Genomic DNA, 19,879 nt, shown 5'->3' on the forward strand with positions numbered 1-19,879 from the left:
CGCTGGGGATATATGCTCCTACCCTTATTTTCTAGCCGAAGTAGTAAACAAATTGCAAATACCAGATGGTTTTCAAGGGTTATTCGCGATACAATGTCGGCGTGCGCTTCTAGTGTTTTGAGGTCTCCGTGTCATTATTTGTTCAAAAATACGGCGGTACGTCTTTGGCTTCGTGCCAGTGCATGAAGGGTGTTGCGTCTCGTATCTCGGATACCGTGGCTAGCGGGCACGATGTGGTTGTGATTGTTTCAGCTATGGCTGTTGAGACAGAGCGTTTTCTGGGTATGGCTCGTCAATTTGCAGATGATCCAGATTCCCGTGAATTAGCTGTTCTTTTGTCTTGTGGCGAGACGATGTCTGCTGCGCTTCTGGCTGGGGCTCTTCGTGAACTGGGATTGAATGCCCGTAGTTATTCTGCTTTTCAGCTAGGTGTCAAAGGCAAGGGGCATTATCTTAATGCTCAGGTGTCATCTATTGATTTGGGTTTGATTCGTCAGAAGATGTCGTCTGGTGAAGTTATTGTCTTGGCTGGATTTCAGGCTATAAATGATGTTGGTGATGTTGTTACTTTAGGTCGAGGCGGTTCTGATTTAAGTGCGGTGGCCCTAGCTGCTTTACTTGGAGCTGATGAATGTCAGATCTACAAGGATGTTGATGGTGTTTTTACGGCTAATCCTCATGTTGTTAATGGTGCAAAATTAATTAGGCATTTGGGTGTAAAGGAAGTTTTGGCTATGGCAGAGTCTGGATCTCGTGTGATTCAACTTCGTGCCGCAGCATGTGCTGATCGTCACCGGGTGAACTTGAGGGTGTTATCAAGTTTTTCTGGGGACAACTTGGGAACTAGAATACATCCTACTTCTCCGATAAGCCCTAGGCAATGGGTGGTAGGTATCTCTTGTTTTGACCAGCAGTCAAAGTGGAATTTTCAGTTTCTCTCCTCAGCCGAGGTAAGTTTTTTACGTTTTCTATCCCATCTTTCTGCAAAGGCTATTTCTTTTCATGCTGCTGTTCAAAACCGCCATTCCGGTGTTGTCAGTTTATTTCTGTTGGTTAACCGGGCAGAGTCATCCTTAGTATCGGCTGCGGTGGATCAATTTTTGAGCGGTGTGTCGTGTAGTGTTGAAGTTGAACACAATTGGGCTAGGCTGTCGGTTATTGGATGTGACCTGGTGTCTCACGTTGATACCCATAATCTTGTCTTATCAATTTTGCTGCAACACAAGATTTCTGCCGATGTGCTTTTGATGACAGAAACACAGATGAGTTTTTTGCTGCCTAGTATGGAAGTCGGTCGTGCCGTAGATATATTGCATGAAACCTTAGAACTATCTAATTGTGGTTGCGAGGAGGAAGCAATAAGTGGCACGTTTTAATACGCGAGTTCCTGCTGTATTGGTTCTTTCCTTGGGAGAGAGTTTTTTAGGTTATTCCTGCGGTTGTTCTGGATACGCGGTTGGTGAGGTTGTTTTTAATACTTCTATGACCGGGTACCAGGAGGTTATTACTGATCCATCTTACTCTAATCAAATGGTTGTTTTTACCACACCACATGTTGGGAGCACTGGTATCAACATGTGGGATAATGAGTCCGATCGTTCTCATTTGTCTGGGGTTATTGTTAGGGATCTTGTTGATTATCCATCTAATTGGCAGAGTTTATCCTCTCTAGAACAGTTTTTGTGCAGTCAAAATGTTGTTGGCATACAATCTATTGATACTAGAGCTTTGACGATATTGCTGCGTAATAAAGGATCTCAGTTTGGGTGTATATATTCAGGGGATGATGCTCATGAGCCAGCTCTAATTGATGATTGTTTGTCTAGAGCTAAAGATTTTAAGGGCTTAGTTGGTGTAGATTTGGTGAAATCGGTTACCTGCAGTAGTCCATTTCAATGGAATAATCATCCATTATGTCGTTTCAAGGATGTTAAGCTTAATTATCGTGTAGTTGTTTTAGACTTTGGAGTTAAGAGAAGTTTGCTTAATGCCTTGGTGTACAGCGGTTGTGATGTAACTGTTGTTCCTGCTTATTCGTCAAAGGAAGAAGTTCTTTCCTACAGGCCCGATGGTATTGTTTTATCTAATGGGCCTGGTGATCCGTCCGGTTGTTATGAAGTTATATCTTTAACTGAGGGTTTGATGGCTTCCGGTGTTCCCTTATTTGGAGTTTGTCTAGGGCATCAAATTCTTGCTTTAGCTAATGGATTGAATATTGTCAAAATGTCATTTGGTCACCATGGGATTAATCATCCAGTTCAGGATGTGATTACTCGGAAAGTTTTTATTAGCAGTCAAAATCATTGTTTTGTTGTTGATGAGGAGTCTGTAAATTTGTCGTCGTGCTGTGATGTGACCCATCGTTCTTTATTTGATAAAACAATCCAAGGTTTGTCGTATCGAAGTTTTCCTGGTATGTCTTTTCAAGGTCATCCTGAGGGTGGGGGTGGGCCTCAGGATTTGTACTGTTTATTCGATAAGTTTGCTCTGATGATGGGTAACTGTAGAGGAAAATTAGGCAATGCCACGTCGAGATGATATTCATTCGATACTTATTATTGGTGCCGGTCCTATCGTCATTGGCCAGGCCTGTGAATTCGATTATTCAGGTGTTCAGGCGTGTAAGGTTCTTAGGAACGAAGGGTACCGGATAATTTTGGTTAATTCAAATCCTGCAACCATTATGACTGATAGTGAAGTGGCAGATGTTACCTATATAGAACCGCTTATTCCTTCGGTGATTGAGAAGATTATCGAGAGGGAACGTCCTGATGCCATATTGCCAACCATGGGGGGGCAGACGGCCTTGAATTGTGCCCTTTTGCTGTCCAAAAGCGGTTGTCTTGATCGCTATGGTACAGAAATGATTGGTGCCAAGTTAGACGTGATTGAGAAAGCGGAAAATAGGCAATTGTTTAAGGCTTGCATGGACAGGATTGGTCTCGAATCTGCTAGATCAGGTATGGCCTATAACATGGAGGATGCGTTGGCGATTCAGGCGGATATAGGATTTCCAGCTGTTATTCGTCCTTCGTTTACTTTAGGTGGTTCGGGGGGTGGTATTGCTTACAATGCTGAGGAATTTGTGGCCCTTAGCGAATTGGGATTATCAGCTAGTCCTGTTCACCAACTACTTATTGAAGAGTCTCTTCTTGGTTGGAAAGAGTTTGAAATGGAGGTTGTCCGTGATTGCCGTGACAACTGCATCATAGTTTGCGCTATTGAGAATATTGATCCCATGGGGATACATACTGGTGACTCCATGACGATAACTCCAGCTCAAACTCTAACTGATACTGAGTATCAGCGCATGAGGCGTGCATCTATAGATGTTTTGAGAGAGATAGGTGTTGATACTGGTGGCTCTAATGTTCAGTTTGCTGTAAATCCTCATGATGGCAGGATGGTAGTCATTGAGATGAATCCACGGGTTTCACGTTCTTCAGCTTTGGCATCTAAGGCAACCGGTTTTCCTATTGCAAAAGTTGCTGCTTTGTTGGCAGTTGGATATACATTGGATGAGCTATCAAACGATGTTACTGGTGGTGAAATTCCTTCTTCTTTTGAACCCTCTTTAGATTATGTTGTCGTAAAGATACCACGATTTTCTTTTGAGAAATTTCCATTGGCTAGTGATCGTCTTACTACGCAGATGAAGTCTGTGGGGGAGGTTATGGCGATTGGTTCAACTTTTGATGAATCTTTTCAGAAGGCTCTTCGTAGTTTGGAGCGCGGGGTGGGTGGTTTCGAGGAGAAAACGCGTGATCCTGATGTTCTGGTGAGGGAACTTGCTGAAACGGGACCGCTTAGAATACTTTACGTTGCCGATGCTTTTCGTGCTCAATTGTCACTGGAAGAAGTGTTCCGGATGACTCGTATTGATCCTTGGTTTTTATCTCGCATAGCAGAGATGGTTCGTATTGAATCAATTACGAAGACTATGTCTTTGGGTGATTTTGGTGCTGATGATATTTTGTTTTTAAAGCAGCGCGGCTTTTCTGATCACAGGATTAGTACTTTGATTGGTTGTTCTGAGCAAGATTTTCGTAATTTACGCCATGAAAAAGGTATACATCCCGTATTCAAACAAGTTGATAGTTGTGCTGCTGAATTTTCTTCTGCTACATCTTACTTATATTCAACTTATCGAGGTCGCGTTGAGTATTGTCCCGTTGATTGTGTTAAGAAGGTTATTATTCTAGGCGGAGGTCCAAATAGAATTGGCCAGGGATTGGAGTTTGACTATTGTTGTGTGTGTGCGGCAATGGCTTTGCGTGCTGCTGGTTATAGCACCTTAATGTTAAATTGTAATCCTGAAACTGTTTCAACAGATTGTGATGTTTCTGACTGTCTGTACTTTGAGCCACTTACTTTAGAAGATATTTTAGAGGTTGTACGTCTAGAAAATCCAGTCGGTGTTATCGTACAGTTCGGGGGGCAGACTCCGCTTAATTTATCCCGTGCTTTGGAAGCTAGTGGTGTTCCTATTTGGGGAACATTGCCGGATATGATTAATTGTGCTGAGGATCGGCAGCGTTCTGGCGAGATGTTGTCTTCATTGGGTTTGCTTCAACCCGAAAATCGTATCGCCAGAAACGCAGAAGAGGCATTTTCTTTAGCAGAAGAGGTTGGGTATCCCCTAGTGTTAAGACCGTCGTATGTTTTGGGGGGGCGTGCTATGGAGATAGTTCATCGTTCCGAAGATTTGCGACGCTATATGAATGAGGCTATTTGTGTCTCCGGTGATTCTCCGATATTGTTAGATAGATTTTTGAGTCACGCTACTGAGGTTGATGTAGATGCCATATCTGATGGTCATGATGTCATTATTGCTGGTGTTGTAGAACATATCGAAGAGGCAGGAATTCACTCTGGGGACTCGTCATGTGTTATGCCCACCAATTCTCTTTCTTTTGATTTAACGTTGGAAATTAAGCGTCAAACTGTGTTATTGGCAAGAGCTTTTCGTATAGTTGGTCTTGTTAACGTTCAGTTTGCTGTACAAAATGGTGATGTGTATGTTTTAGAAGTTAATCCACGTGCTTCTCGTACAGTGCCGTTTGTTTCCAGGGTTACTAATTGTCCCTTGTCAAAAGTGGCTGCGCTTTGTATGTCTGGTGTTTCTCTTCGTGATCAGGGTTTGACTAGTGATCTTGGTGTTCCAGATGGATATTGGTTTGTCAAAGAAGTGGTTTTCCCGTTTTCTAAATTTTTTGGGGTAGATACGATATTAGGTCCAGAGATGAGATCTACTGGCGAGGTTATGGGGGTTGGTAGAAAATTTTCTGAGGCCTTTGCAAAATCGCAGTTGGCTAGTGGTAAAAAGTTGCCATCTTCAGGTGTTGCTTTTATAAGCGTTAAGGACTATGACAAACCACAGGCAGTTCGTATTGCTGCCGCATTGAGGGATATGGGATTTTCGCTCGTAGCTACTTCTGGTACCTCAGATGCTCTTATGGAAGCTAATATTCCAAGTAAGAGGGTCAACAAGGTTAAAGAGGGACGACCTCACGTTGTAGATATGATAAAAAATCGGGAAATAGATTTTATATTGAACACCGTTGATGAGAGACCGTCCTCGATTGCTGACTCCCGTTCCATTAGAACAACTGCGGTGTCCAGGTCTGTGGTGATTTACACAACGATAGAAAGTGCAGCAGCGGCTTGCAAGAGCCTTTACGTATTTGACTCAATAGATGTCTACAGCATACAGAGTGTTCATCGTGTTAACTAAATGTATTCTATTTTCACGATGTCGTATTCTCTTATTCCAGCGGGTGCTTTAACCTCTGCTGTGCTTCCTACCTGTTTCCCGATCACAGCTCGTGCCAGCGGAGAGTTTATGGAAATTTTTCCGTTTTTGAGGTCTGCCTCATCCTCTCCTACTATCTGATACCGTACTTCCTGATCAGTTTCTAAGTCCATCAGTGTGATTGTGGCGCCGAAGACGCAATTTTCACACTCTATCAAGGACGGATCTATAATTTCTGCAAGCGACAACTTTAAACCAATCTCTTGTATTCTTCCCTCAACAAATCCCTGTCTTTCCTTAGCTGCATCATACTCAGCATTTTCTGATAAGTCGCCATGGGCGCGAGACTCTTGCAATGCTATTATTACTGATGGTCGTTCCACAAACTTTAGACGATGCAATTCCTCTTTTAGCTTTTCAGCCCCGTGTTTTGTCATAGGAAATCGTTTCACTACCTTACCCTCACAAGATAAAATTACTACAACCCAGCTATCAATGTTTTGGATTCTTCGTATTGCCTACACAAATTATCCACGAGTTCAGAAACAGTTGGAATATCATTTACAGCTGCAGTTCCATGCCCAGCACTCCAAACGTCTTTCCATGCTTTCTTATCAGCCGATTTATTTTTGCCATCTTTTTCATCTGCTATTTTGCTAAAACCAAAATCCTGTGGCACTTTGGGCATATTATTCGGATCAAGTCCCGCAAGTTCAATCGACTTCCTGAGGTAATTGGCAGGTATTCCAGTAAAATAGGAGCTTAATATTACATCCGCCGTTCCAGAAGAAACAATTTGTTCCTTGTAATCTTGTGGGGCTACTGTGTCCTGTGTTGCTATGAATCTAGTTCCCATGTAAGAGAAGTCAGCACCAAGTATTTTTGCTGCCAAAACATCTCTTCCCGATGATATCGAACCCGCTAGAACTATGATTCCGTCATACCACTGTCTGGTCTCAGCTACGAATGCAAACGGATTTAGTGAGCCACAGTGCCCACCAGATCCTGAGCATACCAGTATTATCCCATCAGCCCCAGCCTCAGCAGCTTTTTCCGCGTGTCGTTTTGAGATTGCGTCATGGAAAACTAGCCCGCCCCAGCTATGAACTTCATGTACAACCTCTTTTGGAGCACGAAGACTAGTTATTACTAGTGGAACTTTGTGATTAGAAATCACTTTTATGTCATGTTCTAGTCTTGTATTGGATGGATCAAGAATTAAATTAACACCGTATGGAGAGATGATCGCATCGGGATTATTTTGCTTTTCCTGCTGGCATGACTCCTCTATTTTGCTACACCACTCTGTCAAAGTTCCTTCCGGACGAGCATTAAGGGAGGGGAACGTTCCAATAACACCAGACAAACATTGCTCAATGACGGTTTTGTAGTTGGATACTATAAACATTGGGGCACAAATTACAGGCAAGCGATAAGAAAATTTAGTTTTTGAATGTGAGCTAATCACGTATTTCTCCCATAAACGGTGTCATTGATAAAAAAGCCGAACCATAAATATTATTTATTAATAATTTTCATTTAACAAGGGTAACACAACGGTAGAGCTATTTCCTTTTACAGATAGACCAATATCAGGCGGCAGGGGAGTTACCACCACATCAACACTTAAGCTTTATAGTAACGACAACGAAAACAACTCCATCCTCATGAGTAAATTTATCCTAAAACTTCAATCTGAACCCGATGCCGATTACTACAACAGTAGCAAACGCGGTACAGAAACGAAGTCCGCACAACATTAAACATGGTACCGTACGGCTTATGATATTGGAATATAAAATTCTAATCTACACCCAGCCCTGCCGTATAGTCCACTAGTTTTTTGCACTCTGTTATTAGATTAACATCAAAAATATTACAACAATAATATTTTTAAGAAAAAATTTTTGTGTTCCTAGTAAATTTTGCCGATCTTATCAGAAGTATGAAATTTATTCTCACAACAATTAACATGCATGTAATTTGTTGGGTAATTTTTATTTATAAATCAATTGTATAATCAAAAAAATAAACTTTTCTTGTCGGGGTATTTATACTGTAATTTTTCACAAAATACGCAAGCATACGTTTATTTTTTATTTACTAATATGTTAATTTTTTAACACTTTATCATGAATAAAGCTGTAGCGCCTAATTGCTGTTTTTCTCATCTGAATTGCTTAAATAGTTTTAATTTGCTCGATAATTATGTGAAATTATTCTTATTGAAATCTCTACTATTAATACTGAGATGACCGCAATTTTATTTTGATAATTTGAATTGATGGATTGCAACCTATTGAGGAAATTTGTTTTTTCTGTTTACTTGCCATTAGATGTTATAAACGGAGATGCCTTGATGCTGGTGTGCACAATCTGTTAACTGTGCACAGAACACTGCTAAGAGGGCGCTTCATGCACAAGTATTTCTCACGGTGGTTTTTTGTGTTAGTGCTGTCCGATAGCGCCATCTTAGTCGTGGATGAAAAACTTATTTGCCTCCATTTTATATTTCTTATGGACTGGCTTTAAACCCATTATAAATGCTCGATTCAGGCTGTTTACCTGTTGATTTAACCACATACAATGGATTATTTTTGATTGCTTGGCAAATGAGCCCAAAGAGTGCCACCCTTTCTCTTGTCTTCGTAGACACGTTTGTAAATAGTTTCGTGACTGATGCGAAATTTACCGTACTCTTTAAGATAAGTAGCAATTTTCTCTGGACTCCATCCCTGTTTTATCTTTGATTGAGCAAACTCCCATGCTTGAGGACTAACGCGTCTACCATTTGAGCAGCTGATCTTTGAGCGCTGACGAGCTTTTTCTTGTGCTTGCTTGGGACGGTAACCACGCTGTCCTTTGTTTCTTTTAATTTCGCGGCTTATTGTTGAAATACTTCTATTCAAATGATGAGCGATTTCGGTTATTGAGCAACCTTTTTGGCTTAACTCATATATCATGAATCGCTCTCTTTCACTGATATGAGAATACTTCATAGTTTTTTCCCCCTTACTACAATCTAGTAGGTAAAATCATGTGATATAAATGTACATTATCTGTTTATCATAATGTTAACTTTTCGAAAAGAAAAAAGATTATATTTTTGTGTATTAAGAAATGACTATGAAGAGATGTTTATATTATTTTTTATACTAAGAAATTATGCTATATCCATATTTGTCAAGACATTCATAAAGTGCTAGTGACATTTTTTGGCAAACAGACGCAATATTTTTCTTCTCAGATGGCAAGGTGTCGATGTTTGTAATAATTTGAATAAGAAGTATTCTTCCTTTGGAAAAGGAGGTGCTTTGAAAATCTTCGACTATATCTGAGGTTCCTACGTCATGAAGATTGTACAGCGCTGCTCTAAACTCTTCTATAACCTCGTTGTATTCTAGGTTATCGTACAAAACTTCTGAAAGAATGGTTTTTCCTAGGGTAGAGTATTCGTTATGAATTTCATTTATTTTCATTGGTAGAGCAGAATTATTGCCTACTTTTTTAATGAACCAGTTTAGGAAAGTTTGACAGTAACGGTATGTGTATTTTTGATTTTTTTTGTTTTGTTTCTCTTCATCATCTTCTAATAAGGACTCTACTTCCATTTTGTGGAATGTACTTATCAGTGTATCTATCCATTTTTGTTGAGATGAAGAAGAGAATAGATGTCGGTACTCGCTTAGTATTCTTATGCTTCTTTCCTTTGTTGATATCTTAAATATGTGTTCCTGTAATCTGGAAAACATATTGTTGGATAGACAGAACAAAATTTCAAAGGAGCACTCTGTTTCTGAAAGAATAGGCTTAGAAAAAGTTGCTGTGCAGCAATTCTCAAGGCTAACTAAGGTTTCTTTGATAAGAGCACAATCAACAATCGACGATTGTCTGTTATTTTGTATACGCAAAGTTGTTTGCACGATCTCCAATAATATCCTGGAAAAAAGCATATGAAAATTCATCAAGGATGATTTTTCGTGGCAATGTTCTTTTTGCGGAGAAACTTCTAACGAATGTTTCCGCAACTGCGAGCACAATGGCCGGTTACAAAGCCTGCGTTCTATAGTCGAGCAGTAGGAAGATTCAAGTTTTGTTGCTAGTTTATTCATCCCATCACGTTGCATAATCATCAATTATTATCCCCTCGATTTTTCCGAACGTGTACCGACTTATTAAGTAAGTAACGAGCCGCATCCATAGCAGTACGGATTGGTATCGATTCTAGAAAAAGAGCAGGAATATGTGTATGCGTATTGAGCCTACTTAGATAGTTCCCTATAGCCACCGAAGAACTCTATCAGCTTTGTCATTGTAGTTACCATAGTGATATACCAGTAGTAGAATTACCCAACGGTTTGTTTGGCTTGATGAAGATACTATTATAGGAGGGCAGCTAGTAGTGCTCGTATGGGTGATATGGTTACCGGACTGTCAAGTATAACCATAGGATTTTTATCGATTTTTTTTAAAAATAAGCGACTAATGTTGCCTATTATATTGATGGGGTTGGGCTCATAATTAGGGTTTCTACGCTTTCGTTGTCTTTCCAACACATCTTGTTTTTTGAGTATATCGTCTATCTCTTGATGAATAAACTCTAGCCACGTGTTTTTTTGGCTGTGTGGGTTGTAAAGAACATTTGAAGAAATGCCAAATTTTTGGCAATTTTCTAGGGATATTGGCAAAATGTTATTGATCCAGTATCCGTAATAGCGAATAAAATGGGTTCTTTGGCACAAGATTCCTTGAGTGTTTGCCTCTAGTAGTTCAGAATGGCCACTGATGCCGAGAAGTTCAGATATTATGGTGAACATGTGCCCACCTAATTTTTGGTGGAATAACAGTGGTGTGTCGACTGTAGTGGTATTTCTAGGTAGAATCATGAGAAATGAGTCCAGTATTTCTTCCAAGTATTCTGCTCTTATGATGATACTTAGTTCACAGTTGTTTTGTAACCGCTTAGTTAAGGGGTGTTGAGATTGGTGATTTGCAAAGCGTTCGATTTCTTTTTTCCACCAAGAGAATTTTGTTTGGATGACGCTTTCGTTTTGAGATGTTCTGATGTATTTGTCCCATTCTCGGATTAATTCGTGGAATTGATTTATGAGTTGTAGTTTGCTCTTTTCAACGCGGCGAAAGGCGTAAAAAAAGTCTGATCCTGATTTCAGTGACGTGCCTAGGCACACGGTTGAGACTTCCATGTAGCTTTTTTGTCCAAGCTTAGATCGGGTGATTTTACCAGAATTAAGTTCTGATTTTGGGCTTGTGCTTTAAATTTAGTGTTTTTCGGTGGATAGTTTTTTATTTTTTTGTTTTGTCTGGGGAAAGAGATTTGCTGGAGCGAAGGTGGCGGAATCGGTAGACGCACTGGATTTAGGTTTCAGCGCCTTAACGGTGTGAGGGTTCGAGTCCCTCCCTTCGCACCACAAGCTATAGAAGTGTTTTGTGGTGGCAGTGAGTCTCAACTATTTTTTGTTTGCTGAGAGGTGTTTTGTGAGTCAAATGCTTCAGGGAGATGATTGTACGGAGGAGGGCAAGGTCAGCGGTGGCGCGTCTTTACTTCTTCAGCGTTCATTTGATCTTTTCTTGGAAGAGAATGTAGTCTTTCCAGCTGTACAAGGGGAACTTGAGAGAATTGCAAAAACATCTAAATGGCCCGGGTTTCGTCCTGGTAAAGTTCCATTGAAGATGGTGGCAAAAAAGCATCAAAGTTCTGTGTTACAGGAGGTTATGCGTTCTTTTTTTAATCATAAACTTCGTCAAAAATTGGACAGTGAGTCTTGGCTCATGTGTCAGCTTATATCTGCCGATGTATCATCACATACACCTGGGAGTGGATGGACTTTTTCAGTGAAAATTGAGATTTTTCCGGAATTGGTGTTCCAGAATTGGACTGAGGTTGCAGGTACTGTTTATACGTGTGAGGTCCAACCGGGTGATGTTGATACTGCTGTGATGCGTCTGCGCAAAGGTATGGCCGATTTTGTAGCCAAAGAGGGTCCAGCTACTGTTGATGATTGTGTTTTCATCAATGGTAAGGTTTGTTTTAGGGATTATGAGTCCGATACCGAAGTTGAAAAACCGTTATCAGTGGCTGTTAGTATCAAGGAAGCTGATCAGCATTTGCAATCCATGTTATTAGGTGCAGAGAAGGATGATGTGCTTGTTTTTAACTGGACTTCTCCTGTTTTATGGAATGGTGTTCCTGCTGGGGTTCCCGTTCGAGTTGATGTTCGTGTGGAAGACGTTAAGTATGTTGATTTGCCGGAGGTGGATCGTTTCTTTTTTGAGAGGTTGGGTTTGCCTATGGACCATCATGAGGAGGAGATGAGGGAGGAAATTTCTGAACTCTTATCTTTTCATGCCGAAAAAATGTTGGCTCAGTGGACCGAGTTGTCTTTTTTTTCTGGGCTTATGGAGAAGGTTAGTATTCAAATTCCTGATTCAATCAAGCAGAGTGTATGCAAGAACTATTTGTCTCATTTGCAGCAGAATCATTTCGCTGCTCGTCGGTTGGGAGCTGTTTCCCGGATAATGGAGCGAAATGATAATGAGGATGTTTTAGACCCCGTTTTTGTTAAATATATTAGTTTTCGCGAAGTAATGACGGTTTTGCTTGTAAAGAACGGTGATTTTAAGGTTTCTGAGGAAGAATTGGATGCTGCGGTTAAGAAAGAGATGGAGTTTAATGCATCTAAGCATCTCTTTAACGATAAGAAAAAAATAGGTTCTTTGGTCGATTTTGTTCGTATGTCTATATTGATGAGAAAAATAGTTTCTTGGCTTTCTGAGCGATGCCACGTTTCTAAGCACGTTCTTGATTTTGAAGAATTATTAAGGATCGAATCTTCAGCTGAGCCAAATTTGGATTGGCGTAACCGCATAGAAGTTGTTACGTTGTGTAGCTGAATCTGAGGAGTTTGGGGTTGTGTCCTGAGGATTGCGGACACTTTGTGGTAAAACGGGAAAATATTTGAGGGTTTTATGCAACTTGTGTCTGATGAGAATCAAATTAGAAGCTTGAATTACGTGCCTATGGTTATAGAGCAGACAGGTAGAGGGGAACGGGCATATGATATCTACTCCAGATTACTGAAAGAGAGAGTTGTTTTTCTAGTTGGTCCTATTGATGCTATGAGCGCTAATTTGGTTGTGGCGCAGTTATTGTTTCTAGAATCAGAGAATCCTGATAAGGATATTTTTCTTTATATTAATTCTCCCGGCGGCAGTGTCACTGCTGGTATGGCTATTTATGACACCATGCAATTTGTTAAACCTGATGTGAGTACTTTGTGTACGGGGCAAGCTGCCAGTATGGGTGCTTTCCTCTTAGCAGCAGGTGCTTCCGGTAAGAGGATTTGTTTACCTAATGCTAGAGTTATGATTCATCAGCCGCTGGGTGGTTTTCAAGGTCAAGCTTCTGATATAGAGATTCATGCAAAAGAGATACTTTACCTTAAGGAACGCTTGAATCGCATACTTTCTGAGCATACAAAGCGGGACATAGAAGTAATCAAAGGGGACACTGATCGTGATTTTTTTATGTCTGCTGATGAAGCTAAGGATTATGGCATAGTTGATAAGATCCTCTTGCGGCGTACAGGGGAAGAGGCATGAAAGGGGCGCTGTATGTCGAAGGAAACGAGTGATCAACAACCTATGTGTTGTTCATTTTGTGGTAAGGATCAGGATGTTGTTAGGAGGCTAATTGCCGGTCCTTCTGTTTTTATATGTGATGAGTGTATTGCTCTCTGCAGTGGTATCGTTCGTGATGGTTTGGCGTCTGGAAACGATCAGGAAGGGGGAGGAATTTTTGTTGAAGATAATTCTTTGCCTACTCCTAGGAAAATTAAGGACTTTCTCGATCTTTACGTTGTTGGTCAGGAAAGGTCAAAGAAGGTTCTTTCCGTGGCTGTTTATAATCACTACAAGCGCTTGCGTTATTCTTCCGGTTCTGATGATGTAGAAATAGCTAAGTCTAATATTTTGTTGATTGGGCCCACCGGTTCTGGAAAAACGCTATTGGCTCAGACTTTGGCGCGTATTTTAAATGTTCCTTTTGCTATTGCTGATGCTACTACTCTAACGGAAGCCGGTTATGTTGGTGAAGATGTCGAGAATGTGATTCAGAAACTTCTGCAGCAGTGTGATTACAATGCTGAGAAGGCTGAACAGGGTATTATTTACGTTGATGAGATTGATAAGATTTCTCGCCGTGCTGATAATCCGTCAATTACGAGAGATGTTTCTGGTGAGGGCGTGCAGCAGGGGTTGTTGAAGTTGATAGAAGGTACGGTTGCATCGGTTCCACCACACGGTGGTCGGAAGCATCCGAACCAAGAGTTCATACATGTTAATACAACTAACATACTTTTTATTTGTGGTGGTTCTTTTGATGGTTTAGAAAAAACGGTATCTGAGCGTCTTGAGCATGCCGGAATAGGATTTTTAGCTCATGTACGTAGCAAGGACGGTAAGTTGGGTCCGTCTTCATCTGAGGTATTGCAGAAAGTTGAATCCCAGGACTTGGTTAAGTTTGGTCTCATCCCAGAGTTTATTGGGCGATTGCCAGTGATTGTTACCTTGGACAACTTAGATAGGGATGCGTTGATTCGTATTTTGACGGTTCCTAAAAATGCACTAGTAAAACAATATCACAAGTTGTTTTCGTTGGAAGGTGTTGAACTTGAGATTACTGACTCCGCTTTGGAAGGTATTGCGGAAAAGGCAGAAAAGTTGAAGATAGGTGCGCGAGGATTGCGCTCTATTCTAGAGGGTATTCTTCTGGATGCTATGTTTGATTTGCCTGATTTGGATAATCTTGAGAAGGTAGTTGTTGATAAGCCGCAGGTGGTTGACTCTGTTTCACCTGTTTTAGTTTACCGTCAAGATGATTCTAAGGAATCTGATGCTACGGTCCAGGATAATTCTGAAAAGTCTACAGTTGCAAATTAGATAGTTCTATATCTGTTTGTTTTTTTGTATGTACTTTTGAAAGAGAGGGAGATGTGTCAGAGGATTTTGTGCAAGATAGCGAAGATGATCAAGGTGATAGTGAGCAGTCGGCATCACAAGATTTTGTTTCTCCAGCTTCTTTGCCGTTGCTTCCATTAAGAGATGTTGTTGTATCTCCGTACATGGTTATTCCTTTGTTCGTTGGTAGATTGCGTTCTATCAAAGCCCTAGAGATGGTCATAGACCGTGATTCTGGTTCTATATTGCTTGTGGCTCAGAAATTGGCACACAAGGATGATCCTCAGGTAGATGATTTGTATGATGTTGGTTGTGTAGCCAATATTTTACAAGTTCTTAAGCTTCCAGATGGCACGGTGAAAGTTTTGGTGGAGGGGTCGCATCGTGTGCGGGTTTGTTCCGTTGAGGAAGTAGACGGCTGTTATGTGGCAGAAGTGGAGCGACTTGAGCTTGTCAATGTTGGTGATGTTGAAGTTGAGGCAATGCGGCGTACAGTTATGGAGCAATTCGAGGCCTATGTTAAGCTCAACAAGAAAATTCCGCCGGAGGTGTTGTCTTCGTTGTCTAATTTGACTGATGTCGGTCGGTTGGCGGATGCTATCACTGTTCATTTGCCTTTAAAGATTGCTAGTAAACAGAAAATTTTGGAACTTAATGATGTTTGCGATCGAGTTGCCTTTCTTTTAAGCCAGCTTGAGGTAGAGTTGGATATTTTGCAGATTGAGAAGCGTATCCGCGGACGTGTAAAGCGCCAGATGGAAAAGAGTCAGCGTGAATATTATTTAAATGAACAGGTTAAGGCTATTCAGAAGGAGTTAGGTGAAGAGGATTGTGTTGATTTTGAAGAAATTGAGAGAAAAATTAATGCGTCTCGCATGCCAAAAGAGGCATCTGAAAAGGTTTTGTCTGAGCTTAAGAAATTGCGCTTGATGAGTCCTATGTCTGCTGAAGCAACGGTAGTAAGGAATTATATTGAAGCTGTTGTTGCCTTACCTTGGAAGAAGAGGAGTCCTACTAATACTGATTTGAAGCTAGCTGAAAAGATGCTAGATGAAGATCATTATGGTTTGGATAAGGTTAAAGAGCGGGTTTTAGAATATCTTGCTGTGCATCAGCGAGTTAGTAAGTCTAAGGCTCCAGTTCTTTGTTTTGTTGGCCCCCCGGGGGTTGGAAAGACTTCTTTGGCTCAGTCCATTGCTCGTGCCATGCGACGTAAGTTTGTTCGTATGGCTTTGGGTGGTGTTCGCGATGAAGCAGAAATTCGCGGTCATAGGCGTACCTATATTGGTTCTATGCCGGGCAAGATCCTGCAGAATATGTCGAGAGTTGGTGTTGCTAACCCTTTATTTCTACTGGATGAAATTGATAAAATAGCAATGGATTATCGCGGAGATCCGTCTTCTGCTTTGCTGGAGGTTCTAGATCCAGAGCAGAATCGTTCTTTTGTGGATCATTACATTGAAGTTGGTTACGATTTATCCGAGGTTATTTTCATAGCTACAGCTAATTCCTTAAACATGCCATCGGCGTTGTTAGACCGTATGGAGGTTGTATATTTGTCTAGCTATACCGAGGAAGAGAAGCTCAACATAGCTCGTAAATATCTGTTTCCGAAGCAGCTTAAAGCCAATGGCTTAGAGGATAAAGAGGTTTCTATTTCTGTTTCTGCTTTGCAAGACATAATTCGCTACTATACTCGTGAGGCTGGTGTAAGGAACTTAGATCGCAGTATTTCCAAGGTTTGTCGTAAGGTTACTAGATCCATATTAGAAAAAAAGGGTAGTAAATTTTTGGTCATGCCTCGCAATTTGGAAAAATATCTGGGTCCGAGGAAATATTTATACGGTGTTGCTAACAATGAGAATCGTATTGGTCAAGTTGCTGGTTTGGCTTGGACAGAATTTGGCGGTGATATTTTGACCATCGAGTGTTTGGTTTATCCTGGAAAGGGTAATATTTTACGGACTGGATCTCTTGGCGATGTAATGAAGGAGTCAGTTGAGGCTGCTCGTTCCTTGGTTCGTGCTCGTGCCCGTCATATGGGCATTGAGGATGGATTTTTTGAGAAGTATGACTTTCACGTACACTTTCCCGAGGGAGCTACCCCTAAGGACGGTCCTTCAGCTGGTATTGCTATTGTTGTTTCCATGATTTCCGCAGCAACTAAGATTCCTGTGCTCTGCAATGTAGCTATGACTGGGGAGGTTACGCTGTGTGGGAGGGTATTGAAGATTGGTGGATTAAAAGAAAAATTGTTAGCTGCCCATCGTGGGGGCATAAAGAGAGTTCTCGTTCCTGAGGAAAATATTAGGGATATTGTTGATATTTCTAAGGAAATTAAGAGTGACATTGAAATTATACTGGTTAAATCAATGGACCATGTGTTGTCTTTGACTCTTGAGACGATGCCTGTTCCTCTCCAAGATAAGGTTTTGGCAGCTAAGCCTGAGTCCCTATCCGTGCCTTTGCCATCAGAAACACCTCATCAGACTATAGTAAAACACTACAATTAAGTGCTATTCGTCAGTTGTTTTTTGCATAATTGACACACTTTTGGTTGTGGCGTTGTTACTCTCCGCTGTTGTTTTTTAATAAGTGTGTCTTATGAGTCGATATTCTTGACATAATTTTTCGGCGCCTTTATAAAACTGAAATAGCTTAATGATAAAAACGTCCTAGGGGGATATTGTGAATAAGTCAGAACTTATAGATGTCATTGCTGCAGAAGCAGAAGTATCAAAAGTTGCTGCTGGTAGGGCCTTGGAGGCTTTGTTGTTGTCGATAAGAACCACTCTCAAGAAGGGTGGTACTGTTACTCTTGTAGGTTTTGGTACGTTTTCTGTGGGGAAACGTGCTGCTCGTACAGGGCGTAATCCTAGAACTGGAGAGACGATAAAGATTAAATCAGCTAAGGTTCCTAAGTTTCGTCCAGGAAAAGCATTGAAGGATGCTATAAATTAGTTGTTCGCTTTCTTGTCGATGATTGGTATAATATCCACGATATTTGGGGTGCTTAGCTCAGTTGGTAGAGCGTCGCTCTTACAAGGCGAATGTCAGCGGTTCGACTCCGTTAGCACCCACCAAAAGTCATTTGTCTAGAGTGGAGCGGTAGTTCAGTTGGTTAGAATACTGGCCTGTCACGCCGGGGGTCGCGGGTTCGAGTCCCGTCCGCTCCGCCAAGCATTGATTCTTGTGTCACTTTTCTAGTTAGTTTTTCATGTTTGATTTTGTTTATCGTAATCGCAGGTTAGTTACTGTGTCGTTGGCATTTGTCGCAATTGCATTTTCCTTCTGGGGGGTTTCTTCTTACTTCTCATTTGGAGGAAAGAGTGAGGGCGTTGTCATTTTGGGCGGTGAAAGTTTAACACGCGACTATTTTGATAATCTCTATCAGCGGCGACAGTTGCAGATGCGTCGTGATTTAGGCAAAGATTATCATCCTGGGACAATGGATAATCCTGAAGTTCGCGGGGTTTTTTTCTTGCAAGTGCTTAAAGAATTGGCGTTTCGCCGTTGGATTTTTGATTACAATTTGACGGTTAGCGATGTTTTTTTGGCCAAAGCTATACTTAGATTGCCGATTTTTTGGGATGATAAGGGAAATTTTTCTAGGAAGTTGTACGATCGGTTTCTTGTTACCCATGCCCTTACCGTTGGTCAGTTTGAAAGTCAGTTTCGCTCTGATATGGCACTTAGCACTGTTTTGGATACTGTAGGCCAGGTTATTTTGTCTCACGACGTTCAAGATCAGATTGTTTCCAATCAGGTGGAAGAGATAAAAATAGCCCATAAAGATATTACGGTAGAAGATAAGTTGAGATCTAAGATTCGTCCTACCGACGAGCAGGTTATTTCGTTTTACAATGATCCTGCTAATAAAGATCTTTTTGTTGAACCTGAGAGATTTAGATTGGAGTACCTAATTTGGGGACCGGATTATGCAAATGTTGTTGTTTCCCAACAAGAAAAAAGAAAATATTACGATTCCAACTACTCGTCATTGTTTGTGTACCCAGCTAGGTACCATGGGTTTCATATTCTGATTGCTGTTCCTAAAAATTCTTCTGTTGCTGATCGTGGTCGCGTACATGATCACGCTAAATATATTTCCTCTCGTGTTGGATTGACTCCATCATTATCCCATTTCAAAGAAATGGCTAAGCTGTTCTCAGATGATAGATCTTCTTCGGAGAGAGGTGGGGATATAGGGTTTTTATCAGACGCAGATTTACCCTCAGATTTGTCTAAAGAGTTGAAGAAGCTTAAAGTTGGGCATCGCTCATCTGCACTTATTGAAACTGCACAAGGGTTTCATATATTGTTCTTAGCAGATATGGAGCCGCGGCGTGTGGATTCTTTTGATACGGTATCGGTTAGAATTGATAATATCTTGCGCAAGCAAAAGGCGGAGTCTTTTGTTCGCGACAACCTATCGTCTTTTATTGATATGGTTGAGTCCAATGTCGACGAGTTGCATACTGTTGCACAACACTGGAAACTTAAACTCCATCATACGGATCTTATTACTGAGGAGGAATTGAAAAAAAATCCCCTTTTTAAAAGTGATCGATTAATTTCTGACCTGCTTTCAGACGATGGTTTGCGTCATCATCGTAACAGCGAAGTAGTTCCACTTGCTGATCACCGCTGGGTTGTTGCCCGTGTTTTGGATTATGTGCCTAAGCACAATAGGGAATTAGAAGACTCTAAGAGCATGATTGTTGATCGTTTGGTTAATGAAATATCTCTCGACAGAGCAGAGAAAAAATCTCTGATGTTGATTAATAAATTGTCTGACAAAAAAAATTCTTTCTCTTCATCCGATGTTTGGTCTGCTCCTTCTAGTGTGTTTGTCTCTGATTCTTCATATTCTTATGGGTTGCCGTATGATACTTATATAAAAATTATTGGGGCCAAGAAAGGTGATATTTTAGGACCAGTAAGATTTAGTAGCGGTTATCGTATATATAAAGTTGTTGATAGAATTAGTCACCATCCAACAGAAAAAGATAGGGAAAAGTCTTATTCCGTGGCTAGTGCTACTCAATCGAGGGTAGAGGTTGCTATGTTGAATGGTTATCTTTTGGATCATTATCGGTTGAGGTTTAAGTATCCTGCTTTTTGGAAAAATTCCAAAGACGACATTTAACC

The 19,879-nt window shown here is 40.9% G+C and carries 16 protein-coding genes and 3 tRNA genes; 13 read left to right on the forward strand and 6 right to left on the reverse strand.

Going from position 1 to position 19,879, the window contains the following annotated elements; all coding sequences use genetic code 11:
• The first annotated feature begins 12 nt into the window (after positions 1-12).
• From Arg41_RS08325 to carB, 4 genes are read left to right on the forward strand one after another with little or no spacing between them, the layout of a single operon-like run.
• Positions 13-186, forward strand: coding sequence for a hypothetical protein (locus Arg41_RS08325; protein ID WP_242641393.1), 174 nt, complete (start codon positions 13-15; stop codon positions 184-186).
• Positions 165-1,376, forward strand: a complete 1,212-nt coding sequence (locus Arg41_RS03895; protein WP_242641394.1) for an aspartate kinase — start codon at positions 165-167, stop codon at positions 1,374-1,376. Before Arg41_RS08325 ends, Arg41_RS03895 begins: the two co-directional genes overlap by 22 nt.
• Positions 1,363-2,538, forward strand: coding sequence for a glutamine-hydrolyzing carbamoyl-phosphate synthase small subunit (carA, locus tag Arg41_RS03900; RefSeq protein WP_092343222.1), 1,176 nt, complete (start codon positions 1,363-1,365; stop codon positions 2,536-2,538). The genes Arg41_RS03895 and carA overlap by 14 nt, the downstream gene beginning before the upstream one ends.
• Positions 2,522-5,734, forward strand: coding sequence for a carbamoyl-phosphate synthase large subunit (gene carB, locus Arg41_RS03905; protein WP_092343223.1), 3,213 nt, complete (start codon positions 2,522-2,524; stop codon positions 5,732-5,734). The genes carA and carB overlap by 17 nt, the downstream gene beginning before the upstream one ends.
• Here the strand turns inward: carB and greA are convergent.
• The 6 genes from greA to Arg41_RS03930 all read right to left on the reverse strand — a co-directional run bounded on the left by greA (position 5,731) and on the right by Arg41_RS03930 (position 10,956).
• Positions 5,731-6,189 (reverse strand): transcription elongation factor GreA, encoded by a 459-nt coding sequence (gene greA, locus Arg41_RS03910; protein WP_420885862.1) that lies wholly within the window; start codon positions 6,187-6,189, stop codon positions 5,731-5,733. The genes carB and greA overlap by 4 nt on opposite strands.
• 41 nt (positions 6,190-6,230) lie before the next feature.
• Positions 6,231-7,160, reverse strand: a complete 930-nt coding sequence (locus Arg41_RS03915) for an NAD(P)H-dependent flavin oxidoreductase (protein WP_092343244.1) — start codon at positions 7,158-7,160, stop codon at positions 6,231-6,233.
• Between the two features lie 1,183 nt (positions 7,161-8,343).
• A complete protein-coding gene (locus Arg41_RS03920; RefSeq protein ID WP_092343225.1) occupies positions 8,344-8,751 on the reverse strand; it encodes a helix-turn-helix domain-containing protein in 408 nt (135 codons plus the stop codon).
• A 156-nt stretch (positions 8,752-8,907) separates the two neighbouring features.
• Complete coding sequence (locus Arg41_RS03925; protein ID WP_092343226.1) at positions 8,908-9,885, reverse strand: hypothetical protein; 978 nt, start codon at positions 9,883-9,885, stop codon at positions 8,908-8,910.
• A complete protein-coding gene (locus tag Arg41_RS08150) occupies positions 9,885-10,040 on the reverse strand; it encodes a hypothetical protein (protein WP_172792663.1) in 156 nt (51 codons plus the stop codon). Before Arg41_RS08150 ends, Arg41_RS03925 begins: the two co-directional genes overlap by 1 nt.
• Positions 10,041-10,134: 94 nt before the next feature.
• Entirely contained in the window at positions 10,135-10,956 is an 822-nt protein-coding gene (locus Arg41_RS03930) for a squalene/phytoene synthase family protein (protein ID WP_139057308.1), read from the reverse strand.
• Positions 10,957-11,095: 139 nt separating this feature from the next.
• Here Arg41_RS03930 and Arg41_RS03940 point away from each other — a divergent pair.
• The 9 genes from Arg41_RS03940 to Arg41_RS03980 all read left to right on the forward strand — a co-directional run bounded on the left by Arg41_RS03940 (position 11,096) and on the right by Arg41_RS03980 (position 19,877).
• Positions 11,096-11,181: transfer RNA gene (locus Arg41_RS03940), tRNA-Leu, on the forward strand.
• Between the two features lie 76 nt (positions 11,182-11,257).
• The gene (locus Arg41_RS03945; RefSeq protein WP_242641434.1) at positions 11,258-12,664 is read left to right on the forward strand and encodes a trigger factor; all 1,407 of its coding nucleotides are present in this window, start codon (positions 11,258-11,260) and stop codon (positions 12,662-12,664) included.
• 84 nt (positions 12,665-12,748) lie between these two features.
• A complete protein-coding gene (clpP, locus tag Arg41_RS03950) occupies positions 12,749-13,372 on the forward strand; it encodes an ATP-dependent Clp endopeptidase proteolytic subunit ClpP (RefSeq protein WP_278183668.1) in 624 nt (207 codons plus the stop codon).
• A 12-nt stretch (positions 13,373-13,384) separates the two neighbouring features.
• Positions 13,385-14,710 (forward strand): ATP-dependent Clp protease ATP-binding subunit ClpX, encoded by a 1,326-nt coding sequence (gene clpX / locus Arg41_RS03955; RefSeq protein ID WP_092343230.1) that lies wholly within the window; start codon positions 13,385-13,387, stop codon positions 14,708-14,710.
• 146 nt (positions 14,711-14,856) lie between these two features.
• Positions 14,857-17,241 carry an endopeptidase La gene (lon, locus tag Arg41_RS03960; protein WP_278183680.1) on the forward strand — a complete coding sequence of 795 codons (2,385 nt, stop codon included), beginning with the start codon at positions 14,857-14,859 and terminating at the stop codon, positions 17,239-17,241.
• A 175-nt stretch (positions 17,242-17,416) separates the two neighbouring features.
• Complete coding sequence (locus Arg41_RS03965; RefSeq protein WP_092343231.1) at positions 17,417-17,689, forward strand: HU family DNA-binding protein; 273 nt, start codon at positions 17,417-17,419, stop codon at positions 17,687-17,689.
• Between the two features lie 46 nt (positions 17,690-17,735).
• Positions 17,736-17,811: transfer RNA gene (locus Arg41_RS03970), tRNA-Val, on the forward strand.
• Positions 17,812-17,830: 19 nt separating this feature from the next.
• Positions 17,831-17,907, forward strand: a tRNA-Asp gene (locus tag Arg41_RS03975).
• Positions 17,908-17,945: 38 nt separating this feature from the next.
• On the forward strand, positions 17,946-19,877 hold the full coding sequence (locus Arg41_RS03980; protein ID WP_092343232.1) for a peptidylprolyl isomerase: 1,932 nt from the start codon (positions 17,946-17,948) through the stop codon (positions 19,875-19,877).
• Positions 19,878-19,879: the final 2 nt, after the last annotated feature.

The sequence above is a fragment of the Candidatus Ichthyocystis hellenicum genome, assembly GCF_001460935.1.
GTDB classification, from domain to species: domain Bacteria; phylum Pseudomonadota; class Gammaproteobacteria; order Burkholderiales; family 2013Ark19i; genus Ichthyocystis; species Ichthyocystis hellenicum.